This is a genomic window from Pseudomonas sp. PDM32, from assembly GCF_019219225.1.
In the GTDB taxonomy this organism is placed as follows: domain Bacteria; phylum Pseudomonadota; class Gammaproteobacteria; order Pseudomonadales; family Pseudomonadaceae; genus Aquipseudomonas; species Aquipseudomonas laurylsulfatiphila.
The window spans coordinates 171451-186939 of record NZ_JAHUWE010000010.1; the positions used below are offsets into that span (position 1 = coordinate 171451).

Sequence of the window (15489 nt, forward strand, 5' to 3'; positions counted from 1 at the left end):
GGTAGCACTGCCAGGAGTGTACTCACATTCGAATTCACCGCAGATCCCGTGTGGGAGCGGGCTTGCTCGCGAAGAGGCCTTAACATTCAACATTTATATTGCCTGACCCACCGCTTTCGCGAGCAAGCCCGCTCCCACAGAGGATCTGTGTCGCCAGACTAGCTGCGGTAGATCAGCTGCGAAGCCTTCGCGTTGCGCAATGTCAGATGCTCCATCCCCAGCCCCGGCGCCTCCGCTTCCTCGCGGGCCTTGAGGATCACCCCGTGGTGCGGGGACTTGCTGCACACCGGGTCGGCATTGGCGGCATCGCCGGTCAGCATGAAGGCCTGGCAGCGGCACCCGCCCAGGTCCTTGTGCTTTTCGTCGCAGGAGCGGCACGGCTCCTTCATCCAGTCGTCGCCGCGAAAACGATTGAAGCCGAACGAGTCGTTCCAGATGTGCGAGAGGCTGTGCTCGCGCACGTTGGGAAACGCTACCGGCAACTGCCGGGCGCTGTGGCAAGGTAAGGCCGTGCCGTCGGGGGTGATGTCGAGAAACAGGTTGGCCCAGCCGTTCATGCAGGTCTTGGGACGTTCCTCGTAGTAGTCCGGGGTGACGAAGATCAGCTTGCACGGGTGGCCCTGGGCTTCAAGGCGTTCGCGGTATTGGTTAGTGATGCGCTCGGCACGCTGCAATTGTTCACGAGTGGGCAGCAGGCCGACGCGGTTGAGTTCAGCCCAGCCATAGAACTGGCAGGTGGCCAATTCGACAAAGTCCGCTTCCAGCTCCAGGCACAGCTCGATGATCTGCGCGATCCGGTCGATGTTGTGCCGATGGGTGACGAAGTTCAGCACCATCGGATAGCCCTGGGCTTTCACCGCACGGGCCATGGCGAGCTTCTGGGCAAAGGCCTTGCGCGAACCGGCGAGCATGTTGTTCACCGCTTCGTCGGCGGCCTGGAAGCTGATCTGGATATGGTCCAGCCCGGCCACCTTGAAGTCGCGCACCTTCTGCTCGGTCAGGCCGATGCCGGAGGTGATCAGATTGGTATAGTAGCCCATGTCCCGGGCGGCCTTGATCAGTTCGGCGAGGTCCTGGCGCACCAATGGCTCACCGCCGGAAAAGCCCAACTGCGCGGCACCCATGTCCCGCGCCTCGCGGAATACGCGAATCCATTCTTGTGTGCTCAGTTCCTCGCCGTGCCGGGCAAAATCCAACGGATTGGAGCAATAGGGGCACTGCAACGGGCAGCGGTAAGTAAGCTCGGCGAGCAGCCACAACGGCGGTCCGGGCAGCGTCTCACTCGATCCAGAATTGCGCATGGGCCACCTCCAGAAACGCCAGCACATCTTCGTCGATCCCGGGTACGCCGGGGAAATTCGCGCTCAATCGCTCAATGATCGCCGCCACACTGCGCTGGCCATCCACCAGGTCGAGAATCTGCCCGGCACTGGCGTTGAGCTTGATCATGCCTTCGGGGTACAGCAGCACATGGCAGTCCTGACGGGGCTCCCATTGCAGACGAAAACCGCGACGCAAGGCCGGTGACTGCTGGCGGTCGATCAGGCTCACAGGGCGATCCCCCGGTGCCAGACATTGTCGCCGGTAACCGTGTGATACGGCGGGCGCGCAAGTTCGTAGGCCATGCTCATGGCATCGAGCATGCTCCACAGCACGTCGAGCTTGAACTGCAGGATCTCCAGCATGCGTTGTTGCCCCTCGGCCGTCACGTAGTGCGCCAGGGTGATGCGCAACCCATGCTCGACATCGCGCCGCGCCTGGCTCAGGCGCGTGCGGAAATAGTCGTAGCCGGCGGCGTCGATCCACGGGTAATGGGTCGGCCAGGCGTCGAGTCGAGACTGATGGATCTGTGGGGCAAAGAGTTCGGTCAGCGAGCTGCTGGCCGCTTCCTGCCAGCAGGCGCGACGGGCGAAATTGACGTAGGCGTCCACCGCGAAACGCACGCCAGGCAGCACCAGCTCCTGGGAGAGGATCTGCTCGCGATCAAGGCCCACGGCTTCGCCCAGGCGCAGCCAGGCTTCGATTCCGCCCTCGCTGCCGGGAGCGCCGTCGTGGTCGAGAATCCGTTGCAGCCACTCGCGGCGCACGTCGCGGTCCGGGCAGTTGGCGAGAATCGCGGCGTCCTTCAGGGGAATGTTGATCTGATAGTAGAAGCGATTGGCGACCCAGCCCTGGATCTGCTCGCGGCTGGCGCGGCCGGCGTACATGGCTTGATGGAAAGGATGGTGGATGTGGTAGTAGGCGCCCTTGGCGCGCAGGGCGGCTTCGAATTCGCTGGGGGACAGGGGGGTGTCGGTCATTGCGGGTCTCCGGGGAATCTTCGGTGTCTGATCCGGCCTCTTCGCGGGCAAGCCCGCTCCCACAGGGTTCGGCAGTGTCCACAAAACCTGTGGGAGCGGGCTTGCCCGCGAAGGCGTCCTTCGCTACAGCTCAATACTCATGCCGTCGTATGCCACTTCGATCCCCCGCCGCTCCAGCAAAGCCCGCTCGGCCGAGTCTTCATCGAGAATGGGATTGGTGTTGTTGATGTGGATCAGCACCTTGCGCTGGCGGTTGAAACCCTCCAGCACGTCCAGCATCCCGCCGGGGCCGCTTTGCGGGAGGTGCCCCATTTCGCTGCCCAGGCTCTGGCCGACTTCGCACAGACGCATCTCGTCGTCGCGCCACAGGGTGCCGTCCAGCAGCAGGCAATCGGCACGCTGCATCCAGCCCAGCACTTCATCGTCGATTCGGCCAAGGCCCGGCGCATAGAACAGCGACGCGCCGCTGCGCAGGTCTTCAACGAACAGGCCAATGGTGTCGCCCGGTTGCGGGTTGCCGCGATTGGGCGAATACGGCGGCGCGTTGCTCACCAGAGGAATCGCGCGAAATTGCAAATGCCCGCAGGCCGCTATGCCGAACGGCTGGCGATCGAGGCCGATCGGTTGCCATTGCAGACCGCCGTTCCAGTGGCCGAGCATGTTGAACAACGGGAAACCGCTGCTCAGGTCTTGATGCACGCGCTCGGTGCACCAGACGTCATGGGGGCAGCCTTCGCGCAGACTGAGCAAACCGGTGCAATGGTCGATCTGGCTGTCCAGCAGCACGATGCCGGCGATGGCGCTGTCACGCAGGCGCCGCGCCGGTTGCAGTGGTGCAAAACTTTCGAGTTGCGCGCGAATGTCCGGTGACGCGTTGCACAGCACCCACTCCACACCGTTGTCACTCAAGGCAATCGACGACTGCGTACGACGCTGGGCCCGCAGGCTGCCATTGCGCACACCGGCGCACTGGCGGCAGTTGCAGTTCCACTGCGGAAAACCACCGCCAGCGGCGGAACCGAGAACGCGGATGTGCATGGCGGATGCTCCAGGAGGCAGGTCCGGCCAACCCATCGGCTGGCCGGGTGATCATTCAACGGTTGGCGAAATACATCGTCACTTCGAAGCCAATGCGCAGATCGGTAAACGCGGGTTTAGTCCACATGGGTCATTCCTCTTCTTGTGCCGGGTGATTCCGGTAGAGCCATTAATACACGGTGGGTCGGGGGGCCGAATGCTACTTTCGAAGGAGGTTTGGGGGGGATTTGGTAGGGGGTAACCGTATACATGAAACACACACAAACCCCTGTAGGAGCTGCCGAAGGCTGCGATCTTTTGATTGTGTATTCCAAGATCAAAAGATCGCAGCCTTCGGCAGCTCCTACAGGGATTGTGTGCATTCAGTGGGTTAGAAGAACCCCAGCGGATTGATGTCGTAGCTCACCAGCAGGTTTTTCGTCTGCTGATAGTGATCGAGCATCATCTTGTGGTTTTCCCGGCCGACGCCGGACTTCTTGTACCCGCCGAACGCCGCATGCGCCGGGTACAGGTGGTAGCAGTTGGTCCACACCCGTCCGGCCTTGATCGCCCGGCCCATGCGATAGGCGCGGTTGATGTCGCGGGTCCACAGGCCGGCGCCGAGGCCGAACTCGCTGTCGTTGGCAATCGCCAGGGCTTCGGCTTCGTCCTTGAAGGTGGTGACACCCACCACCGGACCGAAGATTTCTTCCTGGAACACGCGCATCTTGTTGTGGCCCTTGAGCAGGGTCGGCTGGATGTAGTAACCGCTGGACAGGTCGCCTTCCAGGCGTTCGGCCGCGCCGCCGGTGAGCAGCTCGGCGCCCTCCTCCTGGGCAATGGTCAGGTACGAGAGGATCTTGTCGTATTGCTGCTCGGACGCCTGGGCGCCAACCATGGTCTCGGTGTCCAGCGGGTTGCCGCGCTTGATCCTGGCGATCTTCTTCATCACCTCGGCCATGAACGGCTCGTAGATCGACTCTTGCACCAGTGCCCGGGACGGGCAGGTGCAGACTTCGCCCTGGTTGAAGAACGCCAGCACCAGGCCTTCGGCGGCTTTTTCGATGAACGCCGGCTCCGCGTTCATGATGTCTTCGAAGAAGATGTTCGGCGACTTGCCACCCAGTTCGACGGTGCTCGGGATGATGTTCTCGGCGGCGCAATGCATGATGTGCGCGCCCACCGGGGTCGAACCGGTGAAGGCGATCTTGGCGATGCGCTTGCTGGTGGCCAGGGCCTCGCCGGCTTCGCGACCGAAGCCCTGGACGATGTTGAGTACGCCCGCGGGCAGCAGGTCAGCGATCAGCTCGGCGAACACCATGATCGACAGCGGCGTTTGCTCGGCAGGCTTGAGCACGATGCAGTTGCCGGCGGCGAGCGCCGGGGCGAGTTTCCAGGCGGCCATCAGCAGCGGGAAGTTCCACGGAATGATCTGCCCGACTACGCCCAGAGGCTCATGGAAGTGATAGGCCGTGGTCAGCTCGTTGATCTCGGCAGCCCCACCTTCCTGGGCACGGATGCAGCCGGCGAAGTAACGGAAGTGGTCGGCCGCCAGCGGTACGTCGGCGTTCAGGGTTTCGCGCACGGCCTTGCCGTTGTCCCAGGTTTCGGTGACGGCCAGGACCTCAAGGTTCTGCTCGATGCGGTCGGCGATTTTCAGCAGCACCAGGGAGCGGTCCTGGGCCGAGGTCTTGCCCCAGGCGTCGGCAGCGGCATGGGCGGCGTCGAGGGCCTTGTCGATGTCGGCGGCGCTGGAGCGCGGGAACTCGGCGATCACTTCACCATTGACCGGCGAGGTGTTGGTGAAGTACTCGCCATTGATCGGGGCAACGAACTCGCCACCGATGAAGTTGCCGTAGCGCGGTTTGAAGGTAATGACGGCGCCTGGGGTTCCGGGTTGTGCGTAGATCATGGTGGGCCTCTGTCTGGGTCGATGCCTGTCGTACTGACAGGCGATGAGCCGATACTAGAGAGCCCCGCGTGCCAGACGAATGCGTCGTTGGCAGGAGGGGCTCTCGTTATTTGGTCGTAGGTTTCACACAGATCACTGTAGGAGCGAGCTTGCTCGCGATGAACCCGAGAACGCCGCGGGGTATCAGGTTTCCAGCGTTATCGTTGACGAACATCGCGAGCAAGCTCGCTCCCACAAGGGATCAGTGTTTGGCTACAAGGTCCTTGGGCAGCTTGAAGGTCCAGAGCATGCCGCCCTGGTTGAAGTCCTTCACCCGCTTGGCCACTTCGCCGCCCCACAGCGGTACCGCGCCGCCCCAGCCGGAGAGCACCGAGACGTACTGTTCGCCGTCCATTTCCCAAGTGATGGGCGAGCCGAGCACGCCGGAACCGGTCTGGAATTCCCAGACCTTTTCGCCGGTCTTGGCGTTGAACGCCTGCAGGAAGCCTTCAGGCGTGCCGGTGAACACCAGGTTGCCCTTGGTGGTCAGCACTCCGCCCCACAGCGGCGCGTAGTTCTTGTGGCGCCAGACTTCCTTGCCGGTTTTCGGATCGATGGCCCGCAGCACGCCGATGTAGTCTTCGTTCAACGGTTTGATGGTGAAGCCGGCACCGAGGAACGCCGCGCCTTTCTTGTAGGCGATGCCTTCGTTCCAGATGTCCATGCCCCATTCGTTGGACGGCACATAGAACAACCCGGTGTCCCGGTTGTAGGCCATCGGCATCCAGTTTTTCGCACCGAGGAACGCCGGTGCTACGAATACTGAGCTGCCCTTGACTTCCGAACCCGGGGCGCCGGGACGGCTGGCTTCGTTGTAGATCGGCCGGCCGTCCTTATCCAGGCCGGTGGCCCAGGTGATCTTGTCCACGAACGGGAAGCCACGGATGAATTTGCCGTTGGTACGATCCAGCACGTAGAAGAAACCGTTACGGTCGGCCGTGGCCGCCGCCTTGATTTCCTTGCCGCCTTCGCTGTAGTTGAACGACACCAGCTCGTTCACGCCGTCGTAGTCCCAACCGTCGTGGGGCGTGCTCTGGAAGTGCCATTTGATGGTGCCGTCGTCCGGGTTGAGCGCCAGGCGCGACGAGGAGTAGAGGTTGTCGCCAGGGCGCAGGTGCGAGTTCCACGGCGCCGGGTTGCCGGTACCGAACAGCAGCAGGTTGGTTTCCGGGTCGTAATACCCGCCAAGCCAGGGGGCTGCACCGCCGGTTTTCCACAGATCGCCCGGCCAGGTCTTGCCCGCCTCGCCGCCGGAGATGCCGTTTTCCACCGCTTTGCCGTCCTTGTAGACATAGCCCATATGGCCTTCGACCGTCGGCCGGGTCCACAGCAGATCACCGTTTTTCGGATCGTAGGCCTCGATCTTGCCCACCACCCCGAACTCGCCACCGGCCACGCCGGTAATCAGCTTGCCGTTGATCACCAGCGGCGCGGCGCTGATCGAGTAGCCTTCCTTGTGGTCGGCGACTTTCTTGCTCCACACCACCTTGCCGGTGTCCTTGTTCAGCGCCACGAGTTTGGCGTCGAGGGTGCCGAAAATCACCAGGTCGCCATACAGTGCGACGCCACGGTTGATCACGTCGCAGCAAGGGCGGATGTCATCGGGCAGGCGCGCATCGTATTGCCAGAGTTTCTTGCCGGTACGCGCATCCACGGCGAAGACCCGGGAGTAGGAACCGGTCATATACATCACGCCGTCCTTGACCATCGGCTGCGCCTGCTGGCCCCGCTGTTTTTCACCGCCGAAGGAAAACGCCCAGGCCGGGCGCAGTTCCTTGACGTTGTCGACGTTGAGAATATCCAGCGGGCTATAGCGCTGCCCTTGAACGCCGAGGCCGTTGGTCACGACCTGTTCCGGGTTCTTCGGGTCCTGGAGAATGTCCTGGTCGGAAACCCCGGCCAATGCCTGGCCGGACAACAGCATGGCACTGAGCAGCAGGCTCAGGACGAAGGGCTGGCGACGTGCGGGTTGAGTCATGACGGCTTCCTCTGCGGATTTTTGTTATGTCCGGAAATTTTCCCGGTCTGGTGCAGATTCTTGGGCGCAGCCGCCCTGGCAACAATTGCCCGCAATGAGGAGATTGCTAGTTCCTTGGTACAGGGTGGGAGAGATGAGCAACGATTTTGTACCTGACGCAGCCCCCCCTGTGGGAGCGGGCTTGCTCGCGAAGAGGCCGGCACATTCAACATCAATGTCGCCTGACACTCCGCCTTCGCGAGCAAGCCCGCTCCCACATTAGATCGGGGTGGGTCAGTTGTTTGCGGGGGAATCCACCCGCGTCATCCGCTCGCGCTCATAGCGCGGATACAGATGACTGACGCTGCGGATCAGTTCATAACGGCTCAGGTTGATCCCGGCGAAGCGTTCGGGGATGGGGCTGCGGATCATCTCGGCCATATCACTGCCATTGGCCGCGCCGTCGCGCATGAGCTGATCGAGCCAGGTCAGGTAATCGCGCATCTGCTCGAAGGGTTGACGATCGCTGGCCACCGGCCCATGGCCCGGCACGACCTGCGTCCAGGGCAAACCTTGGAGGGTCGCGATGTCCGCCAGCCACACTGACAGCCCCGGACTGTTGGGCGTGGTCAGTGCCCGCTGATAAAACACCAGGTCCCCGGCATACAGCACGCCGGTTTGCTGGTCGAGAATAGCCAGATCCGCGCCCGTATGCCCACCCAGGCTCAGCAGACGCAGATCGTGATTCCCAAAACTTTTCACGCCGGGTGTCAGCGTCTGCGTCGGCAACACCACTTCGGTGCCACGCATCCAGTCGCCGACCATCCGGTACATATTCTCGGCCATGGCATCGCCTTGCCGGTGCAACAGCTCGGTGGTGCCGGCCAGGGCGCCGATCGGCACGTCGGTGAAGGCCTGATTGCCCAGCACATGGTCCGGGTGGTGATGGGTCAGCAAGACCTCGATCACCGGCTTGTCGGTGGTGGCGGCGATGGCCTTGCGCATCGCTTCGCCGTAACGCCGGGACGGCCCGGTGTCGATCACCACCACACCGCGTTCAGTGACGATAAACGCGGTGTTGACGATGTTGCCGCCATTGGCCTTGGCGAAATTATCGGTGCTGCCTTCCAGCAGCCAGGTGTCCCGGGCGATCTGCCGGGGCTTGAGTGAGTAGTCGAGATCGGCCAGGGCCGGCAGACTGACGCTTAACACCATCAACAGGATCCAGCGCATGCCACGCTCCTTGGGGTCAGGGGATCGACGCATCGAACTCATTGCCGCTGTTGTCCCGTAGTAACAGACGCGTTTGCCCTGCCCCCTCGATGTCAAAGGCCAGGTTGGGGTTTTCGCTGACGGCGGGGAACAGCTCCAGCCGGGCCAGCACGTGCTCGTTGTGGTCGCGCAGCTCGGCATGGTTGATGAAGAATTCCGGAATGCCGCTGACCATGCCGTTGTCCATGGGATGGGCCACTTGCATACGCACTCGGCTGAACCCGTCCCGGGGATAGCGCCCGCCGAGCACTTCGCCGATGTGCTCCTCCCAGCCCGGCTGGGTGCGCACCACACTCGGCGCGGTGCAACCGCCACCTGCGGCGTCAATCAGGGTCGAGCCGACATGCCACAGCCCGTCACGGGTCAACACCGCCGCACGCAGGGGTGTGGCCTGTTCGATGCGAATGCGCAACGACAGCCAGGGCAAAACCGAATCCAGCGGCTGGAAGTCGACGATTTTCGGCAACGGATTCAGTTCTGCCCAGGCGAGGATTCTTACCACTTCGCCCTTGAACGCGCGGGCGTCGATTTCCAGCGGCACCTGCCGGGCGTCTTCGGCAAACGGCGGCGCCAGCAACTTGACCCGCTCATCGAAAACGAACGGCGCATTGCCCAGAAACTGCTGGTGATAGAAAGCCCACATCACCGATGGCACCGGGTCTTTGCCGGGATCGATCGCGCCAGCCTGTGCCGCCAGGCTCAACCAGCAGGCCAACAGACAACTCCCTCGCCATTTCATCGCCTGCTCCTTATTGATACATCTCGGGCACGTCGTAACGCAGGCCGTAATGGCCATAGATGGTCTTCACCGAACCCTCACGGATCAGGCCTTCGAGCGCCTCTTCCACGGCATAGGCCAGTTGCCGGTTGCTTTCGTGCACCGCCATGCCGATTTCCCAGAGCTGCTTGCCCATGTTCGGGTAAGCGTTTTCTGCCAGCGCCAGCTGCGGGTCGGCCGCTTCGTGCACTTGCCAGTCGATTTCGCCGCGCATGGCCATCACCGCGTCGACCTCGCCGGCCTTCATCGCGGCAAACGCCTGGGGCACGCCCGGATAGTGATGGGTCTTGCCGGCAAGCATGCCGTTGAACACCGAGGTCAGGTAGAACGACGGCACGCTGTCGACTTCGACACCAATCGGGTGCTGCTCGAACACCGCGACGCTGGCGACCTTGTCCAGCCTTCGGCGGTCATAGGCCACCTGCCATTGTTCGTTCTGGTAGGGACCGAACATCACCACATGGCCGTTGACCAGCTCACCGAGCTCGTTGCGCTTCTGCGCGTAGTCATGGTCGTAGGGTACGCGCATCATCAGGTCGGCCAGTTGCTGGTTGTGCAAGGCACTGGCACGCCAGATGTAATCGCGCAGGTCGTCGTCGAGCTTTTCCCCGGCTGGCGCCCAGATCAGCGTCAGGCGCACGCCGAGCGCCTTGGCCACGGCTTCGGCCAACTCGACATCGACACCCTGGGGTTTGCCGGCACGTTCAAAGCTGTAGGGGGCGAAGTCCTTGTAGACCGCAACCTTCAGCTCCCCGGCGGCGATCATTTCGTCGTAGTTGCGAACCTGCGCCTGCGCCGCCTGGCAGCACAGCCACAGAGCGCTGATCAACACCGCGAACAGGCGCATAGGTCACTCCTCGACGTGCACAGTGTCCAGATAAGTGCGCACCGCCCACAGAGCTTCCTGGCTCAGGTAGTCGGCCATCTTCGGCATGTACACGCGACCGTCGCGTACCGCACCATGGCGCACCCGTTCGGCGAACCATTCATCGCCCGCCTCGCCGACATCGAGCATGCGCAAATCAGGGGCGATGCCGCCGGACTTGGCCTCCAGGCCATGGCAGGCCGCGCAGTTCTGGGTGTAGGCCGAGGCACCGATTTCTACTGCCTTGTCGTGTTCCGGGGCGGTGCGATACGGGTTCACCGCGGCCCAGCCATCGGCATCGAGTTGCACACCGGCTTCCTTGATCGGGGTCAGCCCCGGGGTGGCCACGGCTTGTGGGACCACGTTGCCGTGGGCCCAGACGGAACCTGCGCTGATCAAACTGGCCAATAGCCCGGTCACGAGCAAGGCGTTGCATTTTGTTGTCATTGTCATGCCCTCTGGATTGCACGCAAAACCTCTTGGCAGAGGCTATGGCAGCCATCTTAGAAAGCCCTGCGCCCAGACCCCATGCTGCTTTGGTGGTCGCCACCTACTCCCTTGGTCGTAAGGCGATCGTTGGACGCGGGACGCGGGCCCTGGAGCCGGTCGACGCCGATCAGGGTCAGGATCAGCAGAAACGGCAGGAGCAGTGCTTTGACGATACGCATGGTCAATCCCCTCCAGATCATTGGCCGTGGTTACCCATGCTAAAACCGCGCCGTGTGTGGCGGGCTACTACCTTGGTACTGGCCCTTCGGTACTTTCTGCATATTTTCACCGCACCAAAGGCTTCCTATGCTGGCGCTAACGGTCATGGAGAGCCTTATGCGCCAGCTTGCCCCTTACGCCCTGATCTACCTGCTGGCGATTGCCTGCGCCGCCGGCCTGGCCACCCAAAGCCAGGCCGCCGATGCACCCTTGCAGGTGCGGATCGGCTACCTGGGTTATCGCCCCGACCCCGGCCCGTTGCTGTCCAACGTCATTCCCGAACCCACCGATGCCGGGCTGCGCGGCGCCGAACTGGCGATCACCGACAGCAACAGCACCGGGCGCTTTCTCAACCACGGCTACAGCCTGGTCAGCGCCAGCGTCGACAGCCCCGAAGCCTTGCTCGAAGCGGCGAAGACTCAGCACGAACAAGGCCTGCGCCTGTTTGTGGTGAATGCCCCCGCGACCAGCCTGCGCCAATTGAGTGCGGCACTGCCCGACAGTTTGCTGTTCAACGCCGGCAGTGCCGATGACAGCCTGCGCACCACCGCTTGCCTGCCGAACGTGCTGCACACCTTGCCGAGCCGGGCGATGCTCGCCGATGCACTGGCGCAGTTTCTGGTGTTGCGCAAATGGCAGCGGGCGCTGCTGATTGTCGGCCCGACGCCGGACGATCAAGCCTATGCCGCCGCCCTGCGCCGCGGGGCCAAGCGTTTCGGCTTGCAACTGGTGGCGGAAAAAACCTGGAGCTTCGATAACGACCAACGCCGCAGCGCCCAGGCCGACATGCCGCTGTTCACCCAGACCGCCGAGTACGACGTAGTACTGGTGGCCGATGAACGCGGCGATTTCGGTGAATACGTGCCCTACCAGACCTGGTACCCACGCCCGGTCGCCGGCACCCAGGGCCTGACCCCGGTGGGTTGGCACAAGACCGTGGAAACCTACGGCGCCGCGCAGCTGCAAAAACGCTTCGAAGCCCTGACCGGACGCTGGATGAATGACCGCGATTTCGCCGCCTGGATGGCCGTGCGCAGTGTCGCCAGCGCCGTGAGCAAATTGCGCCAGGCCGAGCCGATGGCGATCCGTACGCTTGAAATCAGCGACCAGTTGCCCCTCGACGGTTTCAAGGGTCGCAAGCTCAGCTACCGACCATGGAACGGCCAGTTGCGCCAACCGATTCCCATCGTCCAGCCCCGGGCGCTGGTCAGCACCTCCCCCCAGGACGGCTTTCTGCACCCGTTCAACGAGATGGACAGCCTGGGCTACGACAAACCCGAAGTCAGCTGCCGCTTTCCCTGATCCGAACATCACAACAACAAGGAATCCGCCATGCGCCGCACCCTGCTCTCGTGCACCTTGCTGCTCGCCGCCGGCCATGCCGTTGCCAGCACTGCCTGGGTCTCCAATGAAAAGGACAACAGCCTGAGCCTGATCGACCTGCAGACCCTGCAAGTCACCGATACCCTGCCCGTCGGCCAGCGCCCTCGCGGCCTGCTGCTGTCCCATGACAACAAGCTGTTGTACATCTGCGCCAGCGACTCGGACCGGGTCCAGGTGATGGACGTGGCCACCCGCAAGATCATCAAGGAACTGCCCTCGGGCAAAGACCCCGAGCAATTCGCCTTGCACCCGAACAACCGCTGGCTGTACGTCTCCAACGAAGACGATGCGCTGGTGACGGTGATCGACACCGAGACCTCCAAGGTGCTCGGCCAGATCGACGTCGGTGTCGAGCCCGAAGGCATGGCCGTCAGCCCTGATGGCAAGTGGGCAGTCAACACCAGCGAAACCACCAACATGCTGCACTGGATCGACACCAGCACCCAGACCCTGGCCGACAGCACCCTGGTGGACCAGCGTCCGCGCTTCGTCGAGTTTTCCCCCGATGGCGCGAAGCTCTGGGCCTCGGCGGAAATCGGCGGCACCGTGACCATTCTCGATGTGGCCAGCCGCACCGTGCTCCGGACCCTGAACTTCCAGATCAAGGGCGTGCACCCGGACAAGGTCCAGCCGGTCGGCATCAAGCTCAGCGCCGATGGCAAGTACGGCTTCGTCGCACTGGGCCCGGCCAATCATGTGGCGGTGATCGATGCCAGGACTTACGAGATACTCGATTACCTGCTGGTGGGTCGACGAGTCTGGCAGATGGCGTTCACCCCGGATCAGAAGCAGTTGCTGGCCACCAACGGCGTCAGCGGCGATGTCTCGGTGATCGATGTCGACAGCCTCAAGGTCAGCAAGTCGGTGAAGGTCGGGCGCTATCCCTGGGGCGTGGTGGTGACGCCATGAACGCCCTTGAAGTCAGTGACCTGAGCTTTGCCTACGGCGCCCGTGAGGCCTTGCGCAAGGTAAGTTTCAGCCTGGAACCCGGACGTTTCGCCGCGCTGCTGGGCCCCAACGGCGCCGGCAAGTCGACCCTGATTGCCCTGCTGACCCGGCTCTATGATCTGCAGCACGGCGAGATCCGCGTTGGTGGCTGCTCATTGCGCAGCGCGGCACGCCCGGCACTCAGGCAGTTGGGCGTGGTGTTCCAGCAAAGCACCCTGGACCTGGACCTCAGCGTCGAGCAGAACCTGCGTTATCACGCGGCATTGCATGGCCTGTCCCGGCGCCAGACCGACCTTCGGGTCGACGCCGAACTGGCCCGCCAGGCCCTGACCGAGCGCCGCCGCGAACGGGTGCGCGAACTCAATGGCGGCCATCGTCGCCGGGTGGAAATTGCCCGCGCCTTGTTGCATGAGCCGCGCCTTTTGCTGCTCGATGAAGCCAGTGTCGGCCTCGACCCGGCGAGTCGCCTGGCGCTCAACCAGCACATCCGCAGCCTGTGTCGCGAGGAGCATATCAGCGTGCTCTGGACCACCCACCTGCTCGACGAAGTGCAGCCCAGCGATGACTTGCTGATTCTGCATCAAGGCCGGCTGGTGGCCAGCGGGCAGGCCGATGCCCTGAGCCTGGAGCACGGCGGTGACCTCGGTTCGGTCTTCGCTCGCCTTACGACATCAGGGGTGGCCCAATGAACGCTTACTGGCAATGCTTTAGCGGAATCGTGCTGCGCGAATGGCTGCGCTTTGTGCTGCAACGCACCCGTTTTCTCAGCGCCCTGGTGCGGCCGCTGCTGTGGCTGCTGGTGTTTGCAGCCGGTTTTCGCGCAGCGCTGGGGATAGCGATCATCGAACCCTACGACACCTACATCCCCTACGAGGTCTACATCATTCCCGGCCTGGCCTGCATGATCCTGCTGTTCAATGGCATGCAGGGGTCTCTGTCGATGGTCTACGACCGCGAGATGGGCAGCATGCGTGTGCTGCTGACCAGCCCTCTGCCCCGAACCTTCCTGCTGTGCAGCAAACTGATGGCCACGTCACTGATTTCGCTGTTGCAGGTGTATGCGTTCCTGGCGATTGCCTGGGCTTACGGCGTGCGGCCACCGGCCATGGGCCTGTTGCTGGCGTTGCCGGCGCTGCTGCTGGTGGCGTTGATGCTCAGCGCACTGGGCCTGTTGCTGTCGAACGCGATCCGCCAGCTGGAGAACTTTGCCGGGGTGATGAATTTCGTGATCTTCCCGCTGTTTTTCCTGTCATCGGCGCTGTATCCGCTGTGGAAGATGCGCGAGGCCAGCGAATGGTTGTACTGGCTGTGCGCGGTGAATCCGTTCACCCATGCGGTGGAGCTGGTGCGTTTTGCCCTGTATGAACGCTTCAATCTGCTGGCGCTGGCGGTGTGCACGGGGCTGACGCTGCTGTTTGCGTTGCTCGCCGTACTGACCTTCAACCCGCAGCATGCGGCCTTGCGTAAATCTGGGTAACAACACAATCCCAATGTGGGAGCGGCGGTGCGACGACTCGACTTGCTCGCGAAAGCGTTGTGTCAGTCAGCTCATTCATTGAATGTAACGCCGCCTTCGCGAGCAAGCCCGCTCCCACAAGGGGGATCTTCATTGAACAGGGTGAAATTACTACTTTAGTACTGGTTTCCCTGTCTATCGTCGCATTCCCAACGTCCCCCGACTGGCATGTAATAGGTCCATAACTATAAGGACTGACCCCATGCCGCGTGCCCGACGTTGCCTGTTGCGCCCTACTCTCGCCGCCCTGTCGCTGGGCCTGCTGCTGAGCACCGCGCAGGCCGACACTGCGCTGTTCTCCAGCGACGGCTATCGCATCGACCTGTACCGCAGCCCGACGCCGAACCAGTTGCCGGGCGCGACCATCGTCGACACACCTGCCCTGCAATTACTGCTTGAGCAAACTCCGCGCCCGCTGCTGATCGATGTCTACCGCCGCCAGTGGCTGCAAGGGCAATTCATCGAAGACCAGCCCCATGAAAACCTGCCCGGCAGCCATTGGCTGGCCAATACCGGTGACGGTGAGCTGACGCCGCAATGGCAGGACTATTTCGCCGCCAACCTGAAAAAGCTGACCGCCGGCGACCCGACGCAACCGCTGGTCTTCTATTGCCGCTCCGACTGCTGGTTGAGCTGGAATGCGGTCAAGCGCGCAGCCACCATGGGCTATAAGACCCTGTATTGGTATCGCGATGGCCTGGACGCCTGGCAAGCGGCCAACCTGCCGGTTTCGCCAGCAAGGCCCGAACCCTTTCCCTGAGCTTTACGCGTGCGTGTTGTTGCCACACCATAAT

17 protein-coding genes are annotated in these 15489 nt (G+C 62.7%); 5 read left to right on the forward strand and 12 right to left on the reverse strand.

All coding sequences use genetic code 11. The features are described from left to right. Nucleotides 1-158: 158 nt before the first annotated feature. The 12 genes from pqqE to KW846_RS20070 all read right to left on the reverse strand — a co-directional run bounded on the left by pqqE (nt 159) and on the right by KW846_RS20070 (nt 10808). Nucleotides 159-1301: a pyrroloquinoline quinone biosynthesis protein PqqE gene (gene pqqE / locus KW846_RS20015; RefSeq protein ID WP_218484584.1), complete on the reverse strand. Its 1143-nt coding sequence runs from the start codon at nt 1299-1301 to the stop codon at nt 159-161. After that, nucleotides 1279-1551, reverse strand: coding sequence for a pyrroloquinoline quinone biosynthesis peptide chaperone PqqD (gene pqqD / locus KW846_RS20020; protein WP_007972043.1), 273 nt, complete (start codon nt 1549-1551; stop codon nt 1279-1281). The genes pqqE and pqqD overlap by 23 nt, the downstream gene beginning before the upstream one ends. Further along, nucleotides 1548-2300: a pyrroloquinoline-quinone synthase PqqC gene (gene pqqC, locus KW846_RS20025; protein ID WP_218474400.1), complete on the reverse strand. Its 753-nt coding sequence runs from the start codon at nt 2298-2300 to the stop codon at nt 1548-1550. The genes pqqD and pqqC overlap by 4 nt, the downstream gene beginning before the upstream one ends. Nucleotides 2301-2423: 123 nt before the next feature. Next, entirely contained in the window at nt 2424-3338 is a 915-nt protein-coding gene (gene pqqB / locus KW846_RS20030) for a pyrroloquinoline quinone biosynthesis protein PqqB (protein ID WP_218484586.1), read from the reverse strand. A gap of 55 nt (nt 3339-3393) precedes the next feature. Further along, on the reverse strand, nt 3394-3465 hold the full coding sequence (pqqA, locus tag KW846_RS20035; protein ID WP_003253598.1) for a pyrroloquinoline quinone precursor peptide PqqA: 72 nt from the start codon (nt 3463-3465) through the stop codon (nt 3394-3396). Nucleotides 3466-3708: 243 nt separating this feature from the next. After that, nucleotides 3709-5229 carry an aldehyde dehydrogenase family protein gene (locus KW846_RS20040; RefSeq protein WP_015095428.1) on the reverse strand — a complete coding sequence of 507 codons (1521 nt, stop codon included), beginning with the start codon at nt 5227-5229 and terminating at the stop codon, nt 3709-3711. A gap of 241 nt (nt 5230-5470) precedes the next feature. Next, a complete protein-coding gene (locus tag KW846_RS20045) occupies nt 5471-7246 on the reverse strand; it encodes a PQQ-dependent methanol/ethanol family dehydrogenase (RefSeq protein WP_104447410.1) in 1776 nt (591 codons plus the stop codon). A 273-nt stretch (nt 7247-7519) separates the two neighbouring features. Then, complete coding sequence (locus KW846_RS20050; RefSeq protein ID WP_218484588.1) at nt 7520-8458, reverse strand: quinoprotein relay system zinc metallohydrolase 1; 939 nt, start codon at nt 8456-8458, stop codon at nt 7520-7522. A 16-nt stretch (nt 8459-8474) separates the two neighbouring features. Further along, the gene (locus tag KW846_RS20055; RefSeq protein ID WP_116582813.1) at nt 8475-9236 is read right to left on the reverse strand and encodes a quinoprotein dehydrogenase-associated SoxYZ-like carrier; all 762 of its coding nucleotides are present in this window, start codon (nt 9234-9236) and stop codon (nt 8475-8477) included. A 10-nt stretch (nt 9237-9246) separates the two neighbouring features. Then, nucleotides 9247-10122 carry an ABC transporter substrate-binding protein gene (locus KW846_RS20060; protein WP_218484590.1) on the reverse strand — a complete coding sequence of 292 codons (876 nt, stop codon included), beginning with the start codon at nt 10120-10122 and terminating at the stop codon, nt 9247-9249. A 3-nt stretch (nt 10123-10125) separates the two neighbouring features. Then, nucleotides 10126-10587 carry a cytochrome c-550 PedF gene (gene pedF / locus KW846_RS20065; RefSeq protein WP_104447415.1) on the reverse strand — a complete coding sequence of 154 codons (462 nt, stop codon included), beginning with the start codon at nt 10585-10587 and terminating at the stop codon, nt 10126-10128. A 56-nt stretch (nt 10588-10643) separates the two neighbouring features. After that, a complete protein-coding gene (locus KW846_RS20070; protein ID WP_165824819.1) occupies nt 10644-10808 on the reverse strand; it encodes a hypothetical protein in 165 nt (54 codons plus the stop codon). 157 nt (nt 10809-10965) lie between these two features. On the opposite strand from KW846_RS20070, the gene KW846_RS20075 reads away from it, so the two are divergent. The 5 genes from KW846_RS20075 to KW846_RS20095 all read left to right on the forward strand — a co-directional run bounded on the left by KW846_RS20075 (nt 10966) and on the right by KW846_RS20095 (nt 15455). Further along, nucleotides 10966-12150: an ABC transporter substrate-binding protein gene (locus KW846_RS20075; protein WP_218484592.1), complete on the forward strand. Its 1185-nt coding sequence runs from the start codon at nt 10966-10968 to the stop codon at nt 12148-12150. 30 nt (nt 12151-12180) lie between these two features. Then, nucleotides 12181-13140: a YVTN family beta-propeller repeat protein gene (locus KW846_RS20080; protein WP_218484594.1), complete on the forward strand. Its 960-nt coding sequence runs from the start codon at nt 12181-12183 to the stop codon at nt 13138-13140. Further along, nucleotides 13137-13868 carry an ABC transporter ATP-binding protein gene (locus KW846_RS20085; RefSeq protein WP_218484595.1) on the forward strand — a complete coding sequence of 244 codons (732 nt, stop codon included), beginning with the start codon at nt 13137-13139 and terminating at the stop codon, nt 13866-13868. The genes KW846_RS20080 and KW846_RS20085 overlap by 4 nt, the downstream gene beginning before the upstream one ends. Continuing rightward, nucleotides 13865-14656 (forward strand): ABC transporter permease, encoded by a 792-nt coding sequence (locus tag KW846_RS20090; protein WP_218484597.1) that lies wholly within the window; start codon nt 13865-13867, stop codon nt 14654-14656. Before KW846_RS20085 ends, KW846_RS20090 begins: the two co-directional genes overlap by 4 nt. 241 nt (nt 14657-14897) lie before the next feature. Next, the gene (locus KW846_RS20095) at nt 14898-15455 is read left to right on the forward strand and encodes a PQQ-dependent catabolism-associated CXXCW motif protein (protein ID WP_218484599.1); all 558 of its coding nucleotides are present in this window, start codon (nt 14898-14900) and stop codon (nt 15453-15455) included. Nucleotides 15456-15489 lie beyond the last annotated feature (34 nt).

What these genes read in the sequence shown, in the direction of transcription:
- KW846_RS20090 (WP_218484597.1), top strand. Translation starts at nt 13,865, where the DNA reads ATGAACGCTTACTGGCAATGCTTTAGCGGAATCGTGCTGCGCGAATGG.
- KW846_RS20060 (WP_218484590.1), bottom strand. Translation starts at nt 10,122, where the DNA reads ATGCGCCTGTTCGCGGTGTTGATCAGCGCTCTGTGGCTGTGCTGCCAG.
- KW846_RS20085 (WP_218484595.1), top strand. Translation starts at nt 13,137, where the DNA reads ATGAACGCCCTTGAAGTCAGTGACCTGAGCTTTGCCTACGGCGCCCGT.
- KW846_RS20045 (WP_104447410.1), bottom strand. Translation starts at nt 7,246, where the DNA reads ATGACTCAACCCGCACGTCGCCAGCCCTTCGTCCTGAGCCTGCTGCTC.
- KW846_RS20095 (WP_218484599.1), top strand. Translation starts at nt 14,898, where the DNA reads ATGCCGCGTGCCCGACGTTGCCTGTTGCGCCCTACTCTCGCCGCCCTG.
- KW846_RS20070 (WP_165824819.1), bottom strand. Translation starts at nt 10,808, where the DNA reads ATGCGTATCGTCAAAGCACTGCTCCTGCCGTTTCTGCTGATCCTGACC.
- KW846_RS20080 (WP_218484594.1), top strand. Translation starts at nt 12,181, where the DNA reads ATGCGCCGCACCCTGCTCTCGTGCACCTTGCTGCTCGCCGCCGGCCAT.
- KW846_RS20055 (WP_116582813.1), bottom strand. Translation starts at nt 9,236, where the DNA reads ATGAAATGGCGAGGGAGTTGTCTGTTGGCCTGCTGGTTGAGCCTGGCG.
- pqqC (WP_218474400.1), bottom strand. Translation starts at nt 2,300, where the DNA reads ATGACCGACACCCCCCTGTCCCCCAGCGAATTCGAAGCCGCCCTGCGC.
- KW846_RS20050 (WP_218484588.1), bottom strand. Translation starts at nt 8,458, where the DNA reads ATGCGCTGGATCCTGTTGATGGTGTTAAGCGTCAGTCTGCCGGCCCTG.
- KW846_RS20075 (WP_218484592.1), top strand. Translation starts at nt 10,966, where the DNA reads ATGCGCCAGCTTGCCCCTTACGCCCTGATCTACCTGCTGGCGATTGCC.
- pqqB (WP_218484586.1), bottom strand. Translation starts at nt 3,338, where the DNA reads ATGCACATCCGCGTTCTCGGTTCCGCCGCTGGCGGTGGTTTTCCGCAG.
- KW846_RS20040 (WP_015095428.1), bottom strand. Translation starts at nt 5,229, where the DNA reads ATGATCTACGCACAACCCGGAACCCCAGGCGCCGTCATTACCTTCAAA.
- pedF (WP_104447415.1), bottom strand. Translation starts at nt 10,587, where the DNA reads ATGACAACAAAATGCAACGCCTTGCTCGTGACCGGGCTATTGGCCAGT.
- pqqE (WP_218484584.1), bottom strand. Translation starts at nt 1,301, where the DNA reads ATGCGCAATTCTGGATCGAGTGAGACGCTGCCCGGACCGCCGTTGTGG.